This window comes from Tardiphaga sp. 813_E8_N1_3 (assembly GCF_051811025.1).
Taxonomy (GTDB): domain Bacteria; phylum Pseudomonadota; class Alphaproteobacteria; order Rhizobiales; family Xanthobacteraceae; genus Tardiphaga.
This window is the reverse complement of the sequence record NZ_JBPWQE010000001.1, coordinates 3,063,070-3,080,248: the sequence shown is the minus strand read 5'-3', so window position 1 is coordinate 3,080,248 and position 17,179 is coordinate 3,063,070. Positions and strand designations below refer to the sequence as shown.

At 58.8% G+C, this 17,179-nt stretch carries 15 protein-coding genes and 1 tRNA gene; 8 read left to right on the top strand and 8 right to left on the bottom strand.

The genetic code is table 11. From position 1 onward, the window contains the following. Positions 1 to 22: 22 nt before the first annotated feature. Positions 23 to 808, bottom strand: a complete 786-nt coding sequence (locus AB8A33_RS14765) for a hypothetical protein (protein WP_439093425.1) — start codon at positions 806 to 808, stop codon at positions 23 to 25. 91 nt (positions 809 to 899) lie between these two features. On the opposite strand from AB8A33_RS14765, the gene AB8A33_RS14760 reads away from it, so the two are divergent. From AB8A33_RS14760 to AB8A33_RS14750, 3 genes are all read left to right on the top strand, one after another. Then, positions 900 to 1,457: a hypothetical protein gene (locus AB8A33_RS14760; RefSeq protein WP_439093424.1), complete on the top strand. Its 558-nt coding sequence runs from the start codon at positions 900 to 902 to the stop codon at positions 1,455 to 1,457. Positions 1,458 to 1,496: 39 nt separating this feature from the next. Then, positions 1,497 to 2,213 carry a hypothetical protein gene (locus tag AB8A33_RS14755; protein ID WP_439093423.1) on the top strand — a complete coding sequence of 239 codons (717 nt, stop codon included), beginning with the start codon at positions 1,497 to 1,499 and terminating at the stop codon, positions 2,211 to 2,213. A 166-nt stretch (positions 2,214 to 2,379) separates the two neighbouring features. Beyond that, complete coding sequence (locus tag AB8A33_RS14750) at positions 2,380 to 3,459, top strand: hypothetical protein (protein ID WP_439093422.1); 1,080 nt, start codon at positions 2,380 to 2,382, stop codon at positions 3,457 to 3,459. Here the strand turns inward: AB8A33_RS14750 and AB8A33_RS14745 are convergent. Both AB8A33_RS14745 and AB8A33_RS14740 read right to left on the bottom strand, forming a co-directional pair. Further along, complete coding sequence (locus AB8A33_RS14745) at positions 3,456 to 3,989, bottom strand: hypothetical protein (protein ID WP_439093421.1); 534 nt, start codon at positions 3,987 to 3,989, stop codon at positions 3,456 to 3,458. The genes AB8A33_RS14750 and AB8A33_RS14745 overlap by 4 nt on opposite strands. A gap of 357 nt (positions 3,990 to 4,346) precedes the next feature. Continuing rightward, positions 4,347 to 4,423: transfer RNA gene (locus tag AB8A33_RS14740), tRNA-Arg, on the bottom strand. Positions 4,424 to 4,527: 104 nt separating this feature from the next. Here AB8A33_RS14740 and AB8A33_RS14735 point away from each other — a divergent pair. After that, positions 4,528 to 5,970, top strand: a complete 1,443-nt coding sequence (locus AB8A33_RS14735) for an O-antigen ligase family protein (protein ID WP_439093420.1) — start codon at positions 4,528 to 4,530, stop codon at positions 5,968 to 5,970. Here the strand turns inward: AB8A33_RS14735 and AB8A33_RS14730 are convergent. After that, on the bottom strand, positions 5,967 to 7,040 hold the full coding sequence (locus tag AB8A33_RS14730; protein WP_439093419.1) for an acyltransferase family protein: 1,074 nt from the start codon (positions 7,038 to 7,040) through the stop codon (positions 5,967 to 5,969). The genes AB8A33_RS14735 and AB8A33_RS14730 overlap by 4 nt on opposite strands. Positions 7,041 to 7,268: 228 nt before the next feature. Between AB8A33_RS14730 and ilvA the strand changes: the two genes are divergently transcribed. Together ilvA and AB8A33_RS14720 are read left to right on the top strand one after the other, a co-directional pair. Next, positions 7,269 to 8,786, top strand: coding sequence for a threonine ammonia-lyase, biosynthetic (gene ilvA / locus AB8A33_RS14725; protein WP_439093418.1), 1,518 nt, complete (start codon positions 7,269 to 7,271; stop codon positions 8,784 to 8,786). 148 nt (positions 8,787 to 8,934) lie between these two features. Then, positions 8,935 to 9,387 carry a hypothetical protein gene (locus AB8A33_RS14720; protein WP_439093417.1) on the top strand — a complete coding sequence of 151 codons (453 nt, stop codon included), beginning with the start codon at positions 8,935 to 8,937 and terminating at the stop codon, positions 9,385 to 9,387. A gap of 35 nt (positions 9,388 to 9,422) precedes the next feature. On the opposite strand, the gene AB8A33_RS14715 is transcribed toward AB8A33_RS14720, so the two are convergent. The 3 genes from AB8A33_RS14715 to AB8A33_RS14705 form a co-directional block, all read right to left on the bottom strand. Continuing rightward, positions 9,423 to 11,627 carry a TRAP transporter permease gene (locus AB8A33_RS14715; protein ID WP_439093416.1) on the bottom strand — a complete coding sequence of 735 codons (2,205 nt, stop codon included), beginning with the start codon at positions 11,625 to 11,627 and terminating at the stop codon, positions 9,423 to 9,425. Positions 11,628 to 11,672: 45 nt separating this feature from the next. Further along, the gene (locus AB8A33_RS14710) at positions 11,673 to 12,824 is read right to left on the bottom strand and encodes a TAXI family TRAP transporter solute-binding subunit (RefSeq protein ID WP_439093415.1); all 1,152 of its coding nucleotides are present in this window, start codon (positions 12,822 to 12,824) and stop codon (positions 11,673 to 11,675) included. A gap of 178 nt (positions 12,825 to 13,002) precedes the next feature. Further along, positions 13,003 to 13,224 (bottom strand): acetyl-CoA carboxylase biotin carboxyl carrier protein subunit, encoded by a 222-nt coding sequence (locus AB8A33_RS14705; RefSeq protein WP_439093414.1) that lies wholly within the window; start codon positions 13,222 to 13,224, stop codon positions 13,003 to 13,005. Between the two features lie 236 nt (positions 13,225 to 13,460). Between AB8A33_RS14705 and AB8A33_RS14700 the strand changes: the two genes are divergently transcribed. Next, on the top strand, positions 13,461 to 14,429 hold the full coding sequence (locus AB8A33_RS14700) for an IclR family transcriptional regulator (RefSeq protein WP_068730697.1): 969 nt from the start codon (positions 13,461 to 13,463) through the stop codon (positions 14,427 to 14,429). Further along, on the top strand, positions 14,359 to 15,915 hold the full coding sequence (locus AB8A33_RS14695; protein WP_439093413.1) for an acyl-CoA carboxylase subunit beta: 1,557 nt from the start codon (positions 14,359 to 14,361) through the stop codon (positions 15,913 to 15,915). The genes AB8A33_RS14700 and AB8A33_RS14695 overlap by 71 nt, the downstream gene beginning before the upstream one ends. A 1-nt stretch (position 15,916) precedes the next feature. Here the strand turns inward: AB8A33_RS14695 and fabF are convergent, their stop codons facing one another. Next, entirely contained in the window at positions 15,917 to 17,179 is a 1,263-nt protein-coding gene (gene fabF / locus AB8A33_RS14690) for a beta-ketoacyl-ACP synthase II (protein ID WP_439093412.1), read from the bottom strand.

The following is a 17,179-nucleotide window of genomic DNA, read 5'->3' as shown; positions in this document are numbered from 1 at the left end:
GAGGAATAAAACAGCCTAGAAGCTACTTGAGCCACGAAAAGTCACCATCCGTGTAGCCAAGCTCCGTAATGAGGTGAGGATGCATTTCATCAAATGACCGGCGCAGATTCTTCGAGAACCAGATCCATTTTGATAGTGCGGCAACGCTATTCTTAGAAGTCAGTTGCTCGACGTTATTGCGCAAAATGTCGATTAACTCATTCTTCGCGTTCTTAACGTTGTCCCAATATCCGACGCCTGGCTGGGCGCATTTCAAGATGAAATTGCTCAAATAATTCACGATCAGCAATCCGTCAAAGTCGCGACGAATCCAGAGCTCGCTCGCCCCCTTCATTTCGGACAACAAGGCGTCAGCTACTACAATACGCGGATAAACTGCTATTTTTGATTCCAAATTGTACGCATCGACCATAGCTTCGCCAAACACAACGCCGCCCGAATGATATAGACTGCCAACCGCAACGCCGCCCCTTATCAAGAAACCCAGTCGCAACGCCATTAGCGCAATTCTCGCTGCATACTCGTGAATTTGAGAAAGGATCATAAAGGTCGAGCTGCCAAGTTCGGCGCTAAATCGACCGAGAGGGTAGCTGAGAACAATGTGGTCGGAAAATGTACTCACCGTCGGCTTTAGTGAATGCCTCTTTGAACCATTGTCGATGTCTTCGGTCGTGATCGAGAATTCTGATCTTAGGTCAGCAATTGTCTTCAACAGGCTCAGCAAGTCGTTTTGAATGTTGTCGCCCATGCGCTTGCTTGCTTCTGCAAAGCCTAAAAAATCCAAGAAGAGAACAATCTGCTTTTCCATCATCGGCTCATTTGCGAAATTTGGACAATCGTTTCCCACACCGTTCCTCTGCGATCTTTGAGCCTTGACTGAAAGACCTGGTGTTCGCATTATGTTCTCATGCAGTCAAGCGCCGTTTTCCACCTCCTTGGACGCTCGTCCGAAGAATTCCGGGTGCTATGTCGTCAATGATGCCAACGGCGTAACGCTCGCCTGGCTCTATTGCCGAGACGAGTCGGCGCGCTACAGCTTCGGAGCTAGCAAGCTCACGGCTGATGAGGCCCGTCGTCTTGGAAAGGCGTTCTCCCGAATACCCGAGTTCATGATGCAGCGCGTCGGCTTTCACGAGCGAGGCAGCGGCAAGCGCTGGCGTGCTGATCGGCCGTATCACGTTGCCCTACAGGACACGTACATTAGGGAGCATTGGGTCGAGATAGACGCCGTCTGCAAGCTCAACAGTCTGCCTTTCGATGCGACCGGAGAAGTCATCGAGCGTGAGGGCGTCTGGTGTGTGCATGAGTTCGCTTGGCAGATGGATGCCATCTTGTTTTGGGATCGCTTTCAGGGAAGATGGCTGCGGGGTAGTGAGTTTCATTATCCTGATCGACCGGAAGGGTTGCCGAGCCTGAAGCCTCTCAGCAATTGGCCGAAGGTTGTTCGCGAGAGCTGAAGTAACGGTCTTGAATCGAACCCGCAGGTCTATGGCGCGATGAACCCCCTCTCAGATTTTTTCACTGCTATTGGATACATTGTTGTGGGAGCAGGGGCTCTTGGAACGTTCGTATGGTGGCTATTTCGTACGTTCAGTGAGAAGTGGCTAAATTCAAAATTTGAGGAAAGGCTCGCCGCGTACAAGCACGAGCAGCAGAAGGAGCTTGAACATCTGAAATTCGCGATCAACACGCAGATGGATCGCGCTACAAAGCTGCACCAGAGAGAGTTTGAGGCGTTGCCAGAAGCGTGGGCTCGTCTAATGGATGCTCACGGCTATGTTGCGAGCTTGGTATCTCGATATCAATCGACCCCCGATTTGAACCGAATGCGGGCCGATGAGCTCAAAGAATTTATCCAGAACAGCAAGCTCGCCGATTGGCAGCGTCAGCTGGTGCTAGAGGCAAACAACAAGACGGATGCTTACAAGGAGCAGATTGAGCCTTTTAAAGTAGCGCGCGCTAACAAGGCAAGCCGAAGATTTTATTTGTACTTCCGTAAGAATGGCATCTTTCTCCGCGATCCGCTCAAAAAGCAGTTTGAAGAGTTGGATCAAATGATCCTGAGCGCGTTATCGGAGCATCGTATGAATTTTCAGCATCAAACGCGCGAGTTTAAAGCAATCGATAAGCTTGCATCGGATGGCGAGCAATTGGTGAAAAAATTAGAAACCGAAGTTCAAAGCAAACTCTGGGACGCTGTTCACAAAGCCTAGCGGATATTTCTGCCGCACATCGACTAAGCTGAGCGAGATTTTTGATATGTTTGACAATGTATCGATACTGAGGACGGGGAATAGAGGGTCTTTCATAGATTTAGGCTTGTTGGCTGAGTCGTTGCTCTTCTACGACAAGGTGCATCTCCTTCTTTCGCGAGGAACTATGCATTCGTTGCTCGTAGACTTAGGTGCAGAAGGGTTTGATCGATTACTTGCGCGTCCGGAAGTGAGGGTTTCTTTCTGGAATGAGAATTTCGGCGTGATTTCCAGCTCTAACAACGGGCTCAGGGCGCACAATTTTGGCGTGTTCGAGGTCGGCAAAGGTGGGAAAAATAAGCGGGCTGAGACCGTCGAAGAGATAATTGAACGGGCTTTGGGGAAGGCGGCCGCGACGAAAAAGCGTGTTAAAAGTATTATGTCCCATCTTTCGTTTGCGCGCATCGAAGACACTATGAGCCCGGCGGACTTCACGGAAGGGGCTCGTATGGATTTGAATGATCCACGCTTCGTTCAATCTGCACTAAACGAGACGCTTGTTAATCTCGTTCCGCAATTCGTCCGCCCGCGAGATTTGCATTTTGATGTTTTAAGGCTGAGCGACGGTTCGTTCGCTTTGAGCACAAATCTGGACTTCGCTGCGGTCAACTTAGAGTATCACAAGGCGGTGCCCGTGGAGCATAGCTCGATCACTCCAGAGTATCTGCTAAATTTTATGTTTGATGCGCATGCGGGTGTATTTCTTGCTGGGCGCTATATGTCCGAACTGGTGCATGATCCGCTTTGCGCTTCGATCATGAAGTTGAAGTATCTGAATCTAATGCAAAAGCGAGACAGTGCAGTTAGTGAAATTGATCTGTTTCAAGACCTGCATCTGCATGGGCGAGCCATACGCGAGGTGATCAACAAGCGAGAGAAGTCATTAGACGACTTGTATCTACTTCTTGATGAGGCGAAGAAATTCAAGTCGTGGTTACGCGATAAGAATCCAGATCGGAGCTTGGTGAAGGAGTATTTTGACGCGGTCACCCGTGAGACTTGGGTAGATAAATTACCGACGAAAAGCGTAAGATGGATAATAACTACTGGCTTAGGAGCCGCAGTCGAAACGCTCTACCCGACTGGCCTTGCTATTGCTGCTGCACAAGGAGTGAGTCTGGCGGACGCAACCGTGCTCGATAAGATGTTGAAAGGGTGGCGTCCAGATCAGTTTGTCAACGGTGCGTGGTCTGATTTTGTCGGCTAAATCCGCTTAAGGTTGCACAGTGCTACCCCTTGGCGATCTTCGGAAAAATGCGAACGGAAAGCATCTTTCACGGCCGCCCAGACTTTCGGATCGTGGTCGTGTTTCCATTTTACTGTGTTCAATACAGTGTAGCCTCCGGCAGCAAGTTCATCCGCGAGGGCCTTCTCCATTGCTCCTACAAGATTGCGACGAGGAATGTGATCATTCATCAGCGTCGCCCGATTGGCATTTCGGTCACGTAGGACTTCTGGATAGATTGGACCGTGTGCAATCAGATCAAAGCGCTCGCAGTCTTCAGCGGTAACGCCTTTGTCCAATAATCGAGACCGAAGAGCATTCGATGTCTTTATGAAGCCGAGATGCTGCCCCATCCGTGTATAGGGCGCTGTGGCGTGTGGACTCGAATTGTCGCCAGTCCTCCCAACGTACAGCATGACACCCTTCGGGGTAGTGACGCGCCAAACGTAGAGCCAAAAGCCTCGCTTGAGCATCCCTCCCGGCAGTGTCATAGTCAGAGTCTTGGCAGTCATTGCTGATCCCCGCTAAGCTGTGACGATGCGCAGTACAGCGCCCACTCATCCATTAGTAGCCGCCGCTTCGAGTGAGTGTCAGAGCGGCGATAAGCTGCTTCGGTCTCATCCACCAACGCATGCGCCAACGCCTGCTCGCAAACATCGCGCGGGAAGTTCGTCATGTCGCCAGCCCAATCAGGGAACGTAGGCCGGAAGTTGAATAGATGGGGAACCGGAATGCAGGTGGCTGACGGGCTGGAAAGCTGGGGATAAGATTCGGTCTTCTAACGACGCCCCAGGGGCTCAATAATTTCCCCGGCATTTCCCGGGACCAGAACTTGGGTAGGCTGGCTTTTGATAACCCGTTGAAATCATTGGTGCACTCGGAGCGATTCGAACGCCCGACCCTCGGAATCGAAATCCGATGCTCTATCCAGCTGAGCTACGAGTGCGACGGCGGCACCATAGCGGCGAAAGTCGCAAAAGCTAGCCCCGCGATGGGGGAGCGCAGCGGTTTTGCCTAACGTCGGGAGGCTGCTCGCGATAGTCTGCCTTTATGAATCAAGGCCGACTCAAATCCGGTCCGGCGGATTTCGTCCTGTCCGGGTGGCTACCGACTGCGCTGCTCCTGATCGTGACCTTGGTGGTCGGTCCCGCGCTGGGCGGCCTGTCGCGTCCGCTCTTCGTGGTCGGCTGTGCGGCCGCTGGCTGGCTGGCCTGGCAACGCAGCACCGCGGCCCATATCCAGTCGGCCATTCTGCTGTTTGCCTTCGCGCCATTCGTGCGGCGCGTGGTCGATGTGTCGGTGGGCTACGACGCGGCCAGCATCATGCTGATCGGGCCGCTGCTGTTTATCCTGATGCCGTTACCGAGCCTGTGGGCGTTGCTGTCGTCCCGCGAGCAGTTGCGCGATCCCTGGCTGATCGCGCCGGCTATCGTGCTGGCCTGCATCGCATACGGCGCCATGCTGTCGGTTTTTCAGAATGACTGGATGAGCGCGGCGACAGGTGCGTTGAAGTGGGCGGCACCCGTTCTTTACGGCATTGCTTTGCAGCAGCGCGCAAGGTCCGATGGCGAACTCGTCAATGCCATGGGGCGTATCTTTCTGGTGGTGCTGCCGCTGACGGGTCTCTACGGCATTTGGCAATATGTCGATCCGCCGAGTTGGGATCGGTTCTGGATGAACTACGCCTCGATCCTGTCGGCAGGGTATCCGCTGCCCTATATGGTGCGCGTCTTCAGCACGATGAACGGGCCCGCCACTTACGCGACCTTCACCGCGACGGGGGTGCTGTTGTTGGGCTTCCTGAGACCGGGATGGCAGTCTCTGATTGCCCTGGCGCCCGCGGCACTGGGCTTGTTGCTGTCGCTGTATCGGACCGGCTGGATCGCGCTCGCGGTGGCCGTGGTGTTCTGCATGGTGTTTCAATCCACGCGGCGGCGGGCGCTTGCGACCGGGCTTGGCATCGTCGGCGCAGCCATGGCCGCAGTCCTGTTCACACCGTTTGGCGAAGTGATCACCGAGCGGCTGCAGTCGCTTGGCAGCGGTTCCGAGGATGGCAGCGGCAACGAACGTCTCGAAGAATTCGTGACGCTGTGGAATACGCCTGACAGCATGGTGATGGGATCTGGCTTCAGCTTCACCGATATCGGTGTCGCGGGAACCATGCCGGTCGATGGCCAGATCATTGCGAGCTGGCTCACGCTCGGCATTCCCGTCGGACTGCTCTGTTTGGCAGCCTATATCTGGGTCGGGGTCTGGAGCACGTCTGCGGCATGGCGGATGCCGACCAAAGAAGGCGTGGTGCTCGGCGCTCTGTCGCTCGGCGGTATCCTGATTCACTTGCCCCTGACCAGTATCTCGTCAGGTGAGATATCCGCTCTGTTCTGGATGATCTTCGCGATGGCCTGTCCGCACGACCAGACTGTCAGACCTGCCGAGGATGCCGCGATGCCCCTGAAGCAGGCGCAGGCCGGAATCCGAACCGGCAGAGTTTAGTCTGATCGGGCCGCCTGGCTGACAAGCGGAGCGGGTACAGATTTGCGCTTCGGCAGGGGCGCAAGCCCGAGTGGCGCGAGCAGATTCAGCCGCTGTAACACGACATGGGCGACCATGGGCAAGATCACGCCGGCCGCGGTGCCTGCGAGGAGATAGACCCACGGCATTGGCGGCACGTGCAGCATCTGCATGATGATCCGCGTTCCCGACCCCGCCATGATGTGCAGCACATAGATCGTCATGGACATCACGCCGACGAGCGCCAGCCAGCGATGTCGCGCCTCGTTCAGCAACTTGCAAAGCAGCACCACGCTGGTGATACCGAGAATACATGCCGGAAGCGATGCTATGCCATTTGCATCGAAGTTGGAGAGCTGTCCTCCAATGGCAACCGCAGCAGCGAAAGCGGCGGCGATCGCGGTCAACATGGTCCAGCCCGTTCGCCCATAAGGCTGCCACGCCATCACGATGCGGGTTGCATAGAGACCTGCGACATAGAACGGCAGGTGATGCATCGTGAGCGCAAGATCGGGGCGGATCGGCAACAGCATGAATACGATCAGGCCAGCGAGCGCGACGACCATCATGATGGTGCGATTGGGAATGAGCACTGCCAGTATGTGGCAGATCATCAAGGCATATAGAAACCAGAATTGCGCCATCGGCCGATACCAGATCGCCGCGAGATCGCTGGTGGTGATCGGAATATTCGCGTTTTGCGATATCAGCATGATCACGCTGCCCTGGATCAGCGACCACAGCACATAGGGATAGGCGATCGTCCATGCCTTGCTGGCGAGGAACGGCCGAGCGCCGCGTGTGAGGCTGTGCTGTACGTTCAGGCCCGCGAGAAAGAAGAACAGCGGCATGTGGAAAGTATAGAGCGTATAGCTCATCCACTGCGCGAGTGGTCCGTCAGGAAACAGATGCGGCGGTATCAAACCGCCGAGCACGTGGCCATAAACCACGAGAATGACGCCTATACCGCGTGCAAAATCGATCCAGACCTGACGCGTGTGATCGGTCTGCGATCTTGGTGCTTCTGCATCTTCGGCTGGCGATAGTTGCATCGTAGGGCATCACTGGTTCTGAATGTTTGGATCAGCAAGACAACATACGCCGAGAGCCGTACACCATCGTTAACGCCGATCCATGAAATGGCGGCCGGGCGTTCATAGGTGCTTTTCTGGAAAACAGGCTTGATTTATCGGCCATTTCGGTGCCCATCTGCGCCGACAAGCTGTCGGCAAGCCGTTCTGTGGCCAGTTCGGTCTCTGCCACATGTTCGAGGACTACCTGTGACTGACTACGTTCGCAAAATCCTGGACAGCCGCGTCTATGACGTCGCGATCCAGACACCGCTGGATCCGATGGTTCGGCTGACCGCGCGCATGGGGAGCCCCGTGCTGCTCAAGCGCGAGGATTTGCAGCCGGTGTTCTCGTTCAAGATTCGCGGTGCTTACAACCGCATTGCAGGGCTGTCCGCGGAGCAGCGCGCTGCCGGTGTGATTTGTGCGTCGGCTGGCAATCATGCGCAGGGCGTGGCGCTGTCGGCGCAGCGGCTCGGGATCAAGGCGACCATCGTGATGCCGGTGACCACGCCGCCGATCAAGATCGATGCTGTTAGATATTATGGCGGCAATGCCGTGCTGTTCGGCGACACGTTCGACGAAGCAGCGGCGCATGCGCGCAAGCTCGAGGCCGAGCAGAAGTTGACCTTCGTGCATCCCTATGACGATCCCGACGTGATCGCGGGGCAGGGCACCATCGGCATGGAAATCCTGCAGCAGCATCCCGATCCAATCGAAGCGGTGTTCGTGCCAATCGGCGGCGGCGGGCTTGCGGCGGGCGTTGCGTCCTTCATCAAATTTCTGCGCCCGGAGACCAAGGTCATCGGTGTCGAGCCAGTCGATGCCGCATCGATGAAAGCCGCGATAGATGCTGGCGAGCGCGTCGTCCTCAATCGCGTCGGTTTGTTTGCCGACGGTGTGGCCGTGCGCCAGGCCGGCGTCGAAACATTCCGTCTCTGCCGCGAATTGCTCGATGATGTGATCACGGCCGACACAGATGAGATGTGCGCTGCCATCAAGGATATTTTCGAGGATATGCGCGTGATCGCGGAGCCGGCCGGCGCCTTGGCGCTGGCGGGATTGAAGAGCTATGCCGCGAACAATCCCACGCGCACCGGCGCGCTGGTTGCAATCAACAGCGGCGCCAACATGAATTTCGATCGCCTGCGGCACGTCGCAGAGCGTGCCGAGGTCGGTGAGGCACGCGAGATCCTGCTGGGCGTCACTATTCCCGAGCAGCCCGGCAGCTATCGCCGCTTCATCCAGACCATCGGCAATCACAACATCACCGAGTTCAACTATCGCTACGCCGACGCCAAGGAAGCCAATGTCTTCGTCGGCCTGAAGCTGAGCGGCGCGAAGAACGACAAGGGCGAGCTGATCGGGCAGTTGCAGGCGCTCGGTTATAAGGTGCTGGACATCAGCGCGGACGAGACCGCCAAACTGCACATCCGCTATATGGTTGGCGGGCGAGCACCGCCGGCTTTGCGGGACGAGGTCATCCTGCGCTTCGAGTTTCCGGAGCGCCCTGGCGCCTTGCTCAAATTCCTCGACCAGATGGGCGCGGACTGGAACATCACGCTGTTCCATTACCGCAATCACGGTGCGGATTATGGCCGGGTGCTGGTTGGGATTGAAGTCCCGCAGGCCGACCGGCCGACCCTAACGCAGCGGCTGACCTCCCTCGGCTATCCCTATGAGGACGAAACGCAAAACCCGGTTTACCGGATGTTCCTGAACGGCTAGGCGAGGGTGAGGCAGGGTCGATTTCTGCCTTTTTTTCGCTCAAAGGCGATGCTTAACCGAATACTAGCACTGTCCGGCCAGAGTCGGGCAGTGTGCTGATGCCGGAAATGGGCGTTGGCTTGGGGTCCCTTACCGGTTTCATCACGCGATGCGTCTTTCGCTGCTGCCTGCCCTGATGTCCCTGCTGGTGCTGTCCGTGGCCCCGGCCAAGGCCGATTTGCGCATCACCCGCGACCACGGTGGCTATGTCGAGGAATACAAGGCCAAGTATGAGCGCATCCGCGACCGTAAGGAGCGGGTGATTATCGACGGCATTTGCAATTCAGCCTGCACGCTGGTGTTCGGCATCGTGCCGATGAACAAGGTTTGCGTGACGCCGCGCGCCAGTCTCGGCTTCCATCAGGCTTATTACGACAAGGCTTTCACCTTCGGCATGAAAGTGATCAGCTATGAGGGCACCTCGGACCTGATGGCCTATTATCCGCCGCCAGTGAAAGACTGGCTTGCGCGTAACGGCGGTCTCACGCCGGAAATGAAGAAGATCAAGAACGGTATGGATCTCTGGAAGATCGTCGATCCCTGCCCGGAAGAGTTTTTCTAGCTTTCAATCTTCAATCGACCTGAATGCCTTCGCGGTCATGACACCGCGAGCCGCGCATCGTCGCGCCTGATCAGCGCCAGCGCGACGAGCACCGTCGGCGCCAGAATGCAGGTGGCGAGGGCAATGATCTGCCACTGCGACAGTGGATTGATGCCGCCGCCCGGTGTCGCCATCACGAAGCCGCCGATCACCAGCAGCACACGTAGCGGCCATTCCATCGCGCCCGCACGGCGCAGATCGCCGACATAGGCCTGATAGCCCTGAATGCCGCCGCAGATGAAGACGATGCCGAGACAGGCAAGGCCGGTGAGGCCGAACGCTTCGAGGTAAGGGCTATCGCCCTGCAATAGCAGCGCCGGATTCAGCACGAAGAAGAACGGGATGAAATAGATGATGCTGCCGACCCACATCGACTCCCAGCCGGTCTTCATCGCCGGCGCGCCGGCAATGCCGGCGGCGGCAAAGGATGCGATGGCGACCGGTGGCGTGATCGACGACAGCATGCCCCAATAGAAGATGAACATGTGCACGGCCATCTTGTTGAGGCCGAGTTTTTCCAGCGCCGGCGCGACGAGAATGGCGAGAAAAATGTAGCAGGACGTTGTCGTCAGGCCGAGGCCGAGGATCAGGCTGGTGAAGGCGCACATGATCAGCAGCAGGAAGACGTTGCCGCCGGCGATCGCCAGAAGGTCGTTGGCCAGGCTCGAGATTACGCCGGTGAGCGAGAACGCGCCGATCAGCAACCCACAACCGGCGAGAATGGCGATCAGCTCAACGAAGGTCTTGCCGTTCAGTTCGAGGAAGTGGATCCAGCGCGCGCCGCCCCAATTCTTGCCAGGGAAGAATTCATTGAGCGCAGCGAGGATGCACATTCCCCATAGATAAGCGTTCTGCAGATCGAGCCAGACCATCAGCCCGGTCAGCACAATCGAGAGCGCCAGGACGGCGGTGTTGCCCTTCTTCCACGGTGCCGGACCTGACCATTGATGCAGGATAACCAACAAAGCGGTGGCGTAGAACGGCGCGTGGCTCTCGCGTTTGAAGTACAACAGCATCACGACAAGGATCGCGATGACAAAGAGATAGTACCAGCCCTCCTTGAGCGCATCCATGAAGCGGGGCAGTTCCTCGCGCGGGATGCCTTCGAGCTTGTGGCGCGCGGCATAGCTGTCGACCTGCGCGAATAGGCCGAAGTAATACAAGATCGACGGAATCGTGGCGGCGAGGGCGACGTCGGCATAGCTCGTGTTCATGAACTGCGCCATGACGAAGGCTGTCGCGCCCAGCACCGGCGGCGCCAGCACGGCGCCGGTGGACGCGCAGGCTTCGATCGCTCCTGAATAGGACGGCGTGAAGCCGGTTTTCTTCATTGCGGGGATCGTCATTGTTCCGGCGGTCAGCACGTTGGAGACGATGCTTCCGCCGACGGTGCCAAGCAGGCCGGATGCAAAGATGCACACTTTGGCGGCGCCGCCGCGGAAGGTGCCGCACATCGCGAAGGCAATGTTGATGAAGAACTTGCCGGCGCCGGTCATCATCAGCGCGGTGCCGAACACCAGGAAGCCGATCACGGTGTCGGCAAATGCCTGGATCGGAATGCCGAGCAGGCTCTCGCCTGACAGCACGTGATAGGCCGTGGTCTGCTCCAGCGTCGACTGAGTGCCGCGGAACGGTCCGAGCCATTTGGCGTCGGCAAACAGCGGATACAGCGTGAAGGGGAAGACGCTGAGCAACAGGCTCCAGCCGCCAGTACGGCGCAGCGCCTCCATCAGCACGAACCACATCACGAGGCCTGCGGCGATCACGGGTTTAGGTGCGCCGTCGAATTCCCAGCCGAATTGGGCGGCCTTGCGAATGTTCATCATCAGAAAGATCGCCGCCGCGAAAGTGGCGATGAACAGCACGACGTCATACCACGGCACTCGGTCGAGATCGGCCTTTGACGTTCCCGGAAAGATCAGGAACGTGAACGGCAGCATCAGTGCGATCAGTAGATAGAAATATTCGGTGTTGAGTTGCGTGACATCGACAAAGAAGCGCAACGAAAATTGCTGGTTGATGCAGAGCAGGATGGTCGCGAGGGTGGCCAGTATGAGCGCCCAGCGCCATACGCCGTGCAAGGCGCGGACGCGCGAGACCTCGGATTCCTGGAGGTCGGCGACCCCATGCGGATCGTCGAGCTCCATTTTTACAGGAATGTCGGATGCGGGCCGCGCATGATCGGGTGACGAAATTGACATAGTGGCCCCGATTATTGTTCGCGGTTGCAGCTAAAAATAACGACGTTATTCGAAGCCGTTCGGCATGCCGGCCTTCTTGAGCGCAGCCGCACGGGCCGTCATCCAGCCGTCGAGAAACTCCTTTTCACCGGCCGATGCACTGGCCTTGGCGTATTCGCTCCATGCCGCCTTTAAGACGTCCTGCCGCTTCAGCAGTCCGTCGTTATGGGTCTGGTCTTCTGGCGTCCAGTTGCCGGCTTCCTTGAGGGCTTTCACGGCACCGGGATGAAACGGAACGACCCATTTCATGGATTGCGCTTTTACAGCGAGGCCTAACGCGCCTGGTGCGTTGTCCTTGTAGGTGTCAAAGTTGACGATCATCGCCTTGGTGATCGCGTAGATCTGATCTTCCGCCTGCGAGCCGTAGACGGTCGCGACGGGGTAGGGGTAGGTGCTCATGTTGACGGGCGCTGATGCCGTGATGCCCGCGCCGCAGGTCGCGACATGCGGATTGAAGAACGGTGCCACACGCTTGACGCGTTCCCAGCCGGCCTTGTCTTCCGCGGGGAGGGGCGGCCAGATGATGCCGCGTGGCGATGTCTCGACTTCCTTGGCCGGGCCGGTGATGGTGGTAGCAAAGGCTGCATCGACGTCGTTGTTCACCATGCCTTTCCACATTGCGCCGTAGCTTGCGAACTCGATCGGCTTGATGTCTGCCTTTGTGAGGCCGCCGAACGCCATGATCGCAAGCGAGTTCTGGTTCAGGGCAGGTGAGCCGACGACGAAGCCGACGCGTTTGCCGCGCAGATCCTTGATGTCCTTCACGCCGATATCGCGAGCGACGCCGAGCGAGGCACCATTACAGTCGATGGTCGACAGCGTGACCTGCGCTGGCTGTGGGCCCCATTCCTTGACGCCGAATTCGAACACGCCTTCCTGCGCGAAGTAGATGCCCGAGCCCATCCAGGCAATCGTGGCGCGACCGGCGCGCAATGGCGCCAGCCGCGCGACATCATTGCCTGCAGGCAGCACACGCACGTCAGTGGAATATTTGTCCTTCATCATCTTGCCGACGGCGACGGCGATGTTGAAGCCGGCAGTGCCGGTGTCATAGGCGGTGACCGCCATGGTCGGTGGAAGCTTGATATCCTGTGCGCATACAGCGCCAGTCGTAGTGAGCACGGCAACGGACGCCAGCGCGATGAGCCGGTGAAGCATTTTCCCCTCCAGATGCATTCGCTTTGCGAATTGCTTTTTATTGTTCGGCGATCATGTCATCGCCGTCAGGCGCTGGCAATGTCCTGAGGCAGTTCGCTGGATGATGGAAGCGATCACCATCTCAGACAGAATGCCGCAGCACATTGGTAAGGCAGTCGAGGCCGCCAGTGCATTCTGCTCACGTCTCGACTGTGCCGAGCAACTGTCCTTCCGCGACCACGTCATCGACCGCGACGACCATCGATTTGATTTTACCTGCGGCAGGAGAGGCGACCGGAATTTCCATCTTCATGGCTTCGACAAATGCCACTTCGTCTCCCTCATTCACGGAATCGCCGGTTGCGAGCGGCAGTGAGCAGATGCGGCCGGCGACTTCGCTGAGGATCTTGATCTCTGGCATGGTGTTCTCCGCGATCACGCGGGCGGCTGCTCGCTATAGGTGTAGCGCCGACGCGACCGGACAATCCCTAAATGAGAAGAAACGAGCAGCTTGGTGTTGTCGCCGCAGATTGCCTGAGGTAGCGTAGCCCGCAAGTGGAATATAATTCCGCAGAGTGGAACGGGACGGCGGCGCACATCGGGGCAATCCAACGGATTGGCTCCCCGTGAGATGCGTCGTCTTAAGGGAAACGCATCATGGGACGACGTTCGGAACGGCTCAGCAAACAAGGCATGCTCGCCAGCGATCTGGCAGGCGACGGCGATGTGATCCAGGTGGTCTCGCGCGCCTTTGATATTCTTCGCTGCTTCGAGGGCCATGATGCCCGGCTGGGTAATCTCGAAATTTCCAATCGCTGTGGCCTGCCGCGCTCCACCGTATCGCGCCTGACGCATACGCTGACGCGCATGGGCCAGCTCGCCTATCTGCCTGCAGATCAGAAGTACCGCATCGGATCGAGTGCGGTCGCGATGAGCGCGTCGATGATGCGGGGACTTCAGGTGCGCAACCTGATCCGCTTGCGTCTGCAGGAAGTTGCAGAACAGGTACCTGGCACGATCGGCTTCACGATCCCCGATCGTTTCCACATGGTCTATCTCGAATATGCCCGCGCCGATCACGCGCTCGGATTGCATTCGACCACCGGCAGCCGCATTGCCATGGGTCGGACTGCAGCCGGTCATGCCTACACCGCAGCGCTCGACGAAGACGTCGGCAATGCCCTGATCAACGATATCGCCCGCGAAATGCCCGAGGACGCCAAGATCCTGCGCGGCAAGATCGCAGGGAATCGCGAATGTCTGCGTGACAACGGCTACGTTCTCGCAGGTGGACTTTGGACGCCGCATATCACCGGCATCGCGACGCCGATCTGGTCGCCGCAGTATCAGACCTATGTGGTCGTCACCATCGGTCTGCTTGCCGCCATGTATGACGAGCAGCGCCTGCAGGATGAGATCGCTCCGATCCTGCGTCAGCTCAGCGGCACGATCAGCATGATGGTTCAGAATGCAGATAGCGGCCTGACCAGTGCGCCCGTTCCAGATGCGCCTCCCGCGCCAACAGCTCAGAAAAAAATGCTCCCGGAGGGAATGAATGAACTGGAAGCCGGAACTCGACGACCTCGCCCGGCGCGAAGCCTTCGCGCGGGAGATGGGGGGCGCTGACAAGGTCAAGCGACAGCATGACCAGGGCCGGCTCACAGTTCGTGAACGTATCGACAGACTGATAGATGCAAAGAGTTTTCACGAAGTCGGCGCTGTCTCCGGCGTCGGAGAATATGACGCGTCCGGCGAGCTGAAGCATCTGACGCCGGCGAATTGCGTGTTCGGTCGCGGCAAGATCGACGGCCGTCCCGTCGTCATTGTTGGCGATGACTTCACCGTGCGCGGCGGTTCGGCCGACGCCTCGATCTCGGCCAAGCCGCTGATGGCTGAGGAAATGGCGCATGACTTCCGGCTGCCGATCATTCGCGTGATCGAAGGCTCCGGCGGCGGCGGCTCGGTCAAGACCATCGAGACCAAAGGCGCAGCCAATCTGCCGGGTGGTATCGGCGGCACGCGCTGGTACTGGTACACGACGTCCAATCTGGCGCAGGTGCCGGTCGTTGGCCTTGGCCTTGGTTCAGTGGCCGGCCTCGGCGCTGCGCGGCTCGCAGCCAGCCATTATTCGGTGATGACGAAGAATTCCGCGATGTTCGTCGCCGGGCCTCCCGTGGTCGCGCGCCTCGGCCAGTCGCTTGAGAAGAAGGAGCTCGGCGGCGCCGATATCCAGACGCGCGCTGGCGGCGTCGATCATGCCGTGGAGACAGAAGAGGAGGCCTTCGCCTGCGCGCGTCGCTTCCTGTCCTATCTGCCATCGTCCGTCTATGACCTGCCGCCCACGATCGCCTGCAACGACGATCCGGAACGTGCGGAAGAATCTCTGCTGAACGCCGTGCCGCGCAATCGCCGGCAGGTCTACAAGATGCGCCCGATCATCGATGCGGTGGTCGACAAGGGCTCGTTCTTCGAGATGGCAGCGAATTTCGGCCGGCCGATCATCACCGGTTTTGCGCGCCTTGAAGGTCGTGCGGTGCTGCTGCTCGCGAGCGATCCGTTTCATTATGGCGGCTCGTGGACCGCGGAAGCCTGCCAGAAGGTCGTGCGCTTCGTCGATCTGGCCGAGACCTTCCATCTGCCTGTCGTCTATCTCATGGATTGCCCGGGTTTCATGATCGGGCTCGATGCGGAGAAGGCGGCGACCATCAGACACGGTGTTCGCGCCATGGCAGCGGTCAATCAGACCACGGTGCCGTGGTGCACGATCATCATCCGCAATGCGTTCGGCGTTGCTGGCGTGGTGCATCAGCCGGCCAACCGGTTCTCGATGCGTTACGCATGGCCTTCAGCCTATTGGGGCTCGCTGCCGCTGGAAGGTGGCATCGAGGCGGCCTATCGCGCCGAGATCGACGCGGCGGACGATCCAAAGCTCAAGCAGCAGGAGATCGAGGATCGCCTCAACAAGCTGCGCTCGCCATTCCGTTCGGCCGAGAAATTCTGGGTCGAGGAAGTCATCAATCCCACGAAGACGCGTTCGCTGCTGTGTGAGTTTGCACGCCTTGCCGAACCGCTCCGCACTGCAGGCCCGTCACGGCTGGCGATGCGGCCGTAAGCTATATTCGCCGCAGCACCACGCTGGCATTGACGCCGCCGAAGCCGAAGCCATTCGAGAGCACGTGCTCAATGGCCATCGGCCGCGCCTTGCCGCGGATCAGATCGATGCCGTCGGCAGACGGATCGGGGTTTTCGAGATTGAGCGTGGCCGGAGCGATCTGGTCACGCAGCGCGAGGATCGCGTAGACGGCTTCCAGCCCGCCGGCTGCACCGAGCAGATGGCCCGTTGCTGACTTTGTCGAACTCACGGCGACCCCGCCAGTCGTGCCGAAGATCGACTTGATCGCTTCGAGCTCGCCGTGATCGCCGACCGGCGTCGATGTTGCGTGGGCGTTCAGATGCTGGACATCGGCAGGGGTGATGTTGGCCTGTGCCAGAGCGATATCCATCGCGCGCTTGGCGCCATCGCCGTCCTCGCGACCGGCTGTCATGTGGAACGCATCGGATGTCGTGCCATAGCCGATCAGTTCGGCAATCGGTTTGGCGCCGCGCGCCAAGGCGTGGTCGCGTTCTTCGAGCACCACCACACCTGCGCCTTCACCCATGACAAAGCCATCGCGGTCGCGATCGAACGGACGCGAGGCGCGCTCCGGATTGGCGACGAAGTCGGTGGAGAGCGCGCGAGCGGCGGCGAAGCCGCCGAGGCTGACGCGGTCGATACAGGCCTCGGCCCCCCCGGCGATGGCGACATCCGCCTCGCCGGAGCGAATGAGACGTGCAGCGTCGCCGATCGCCTGCACGCCGGCTGCGCAGGCTGTTACAGGTGCGCCGAGCGCGCCCTCGAAGCCGTAGCGGATCGAGATGTGGCCGGCGGCGAGATTGACCAGGAACGAGGGCACAGTGAACGGCGACAGCCGGCGAATGCCCTTGGTGTCGGTGGTGCGGACCGCATCGGCAATCGCCGGAAAGCCGCCGATGCCGGACGCGATGATCGTGGCCGTGCGCTGGCGGTCCCGGGCATCCCTGGGCTGCCAGCCGGCCTGCACGATGGCTTCATCGGCAGCTATCAGCGCAAACAGGATGAAGCGATCCATCTTCTTCTGATCCTTGCGCGGCGCCGCCTTGTCAGGATCGAAACCGCCTTCCGGATCATTGGCGACGTCGGGTACCTGGCCGCCGACCTTGGCAGCAAGGTCGGCAGTCATGGCCTCCGGTAACAGGCGGATACCGGATTGACCCGCGAGCAACCGGGACCAGTTGATCTCGACGCCGCAACCGAGCGGCGACACCGCTCCCATCCCCGTAATTACAACGCGGCGCAT

What these genes read in the sequence shown, in the direction of transcription:
- AB8A33_RS14765 (WP_439093425.1), bottom strand. Translation starts at nt 808, where the DNA reads ATGGAAAAGCAGATTGTTCTCTTCTTGGATTTTTTAGGCTTTGCAGAA.
- AB8A33_RS14760 (WP_439093424.1), top strand. Translation starts at nt 900, where the DNA reads ATGTTCTCATGCAGTCAAGCGCCGTTTTCCACCTCCTTGGACGCTCGT.
- AB8A33_RS14755 (WP_439093423.1), top strand. Translation starts at nt 1,497, where the DNA reads ATGAACCCCCTCTCAGATTTTTTCACTGCTATTGGATACATTGTTGTG.
- AB8A33_RS14750 (WP_439093422.1), top strand. Translation starts at nt 2,380, where the DNA reads ATGCATTCGTTGCTCGTAGACTTAGGTGCAGAAGGGTTTGATCGATTA.
- AB8A33_RS14745 (WP_439093421.1), bottom strand. Translation starts at nt 3,989, where the DNA reads ATGACTGCCAAGACTCTGACTATGACACTGCCGGGAGGGATGCTCAAG.
- AB8A33_RS14735 (WP_439093420.1), top strand. Translation starts at nt 4,528, where the DNA reads ATGAATCAAGGCCGACTCAAATCCGGTCCGGCGGATTTCGTCCTGTCC.
- AB8A33_RS14730 (WP_439093419.1), bottom strand. Translation starts at nt 7,040, where the DNA reads ATGCAACTATCGCCAGCCGAAGATGCAGAAGCACCAAGATCGCAGACC.
- AB8A33_RS14720 (WP_439093417.1), top strand. Translation starts at nt 8,935, where the DNA reads ATGCGTCTTTCGCTGCTGCCTGCCCTGATGTCCCTGCTGGTGCTGTCC.
- AB8A33_RS14715 (WP_439093416.1), bottom strand. Translation starts at nt 11,627, where the DNA reads ATGTCAATTTCGTCACCCGATCATGCGCGGCCCGCATCCGACATTCCT.
- AB8A33_RS14710 (WP_439093415.1), bottom strand. Translation starts at nt 12,824, where the DNA reads ATGCTTCACCGGCTCATCGCGCTGGCGTCCGTTGCCGTGCTCACTACG.
- AB8A33_RS14705 (WP_439093414.1), bottom strand. Translation starts at nt 13,224, where the DNA reads ATGCCAGAGATCAAGATCCTCAGCGAAGTCGCCGGCCGCATCTGCTCA.
- AB8A33_RS14700 (WP_068730697.1), top strand. Translation starts at nt 13,461, where the DNA reads ATGGGACGACGTTCGGAACGGCTCAGCAAACAAGGCATGCTCGCCAGC.
- AB8A33_RS14695 (WP_439093413.1), top strand. Translation starts at nt 14,359, where the DNA reads ATGAACTGGAAGCCGGAACTCGACGACCTCGCCCGGCGCGAAGCCTTC.
- fabF (WP_439093412.1), bottom strand. Translation starts at nt 17,179, where the DNA reads ATGCGCCGCGTTGTAATTACGGGGATGGGAGCGGTGTCGCCGCTCGGT.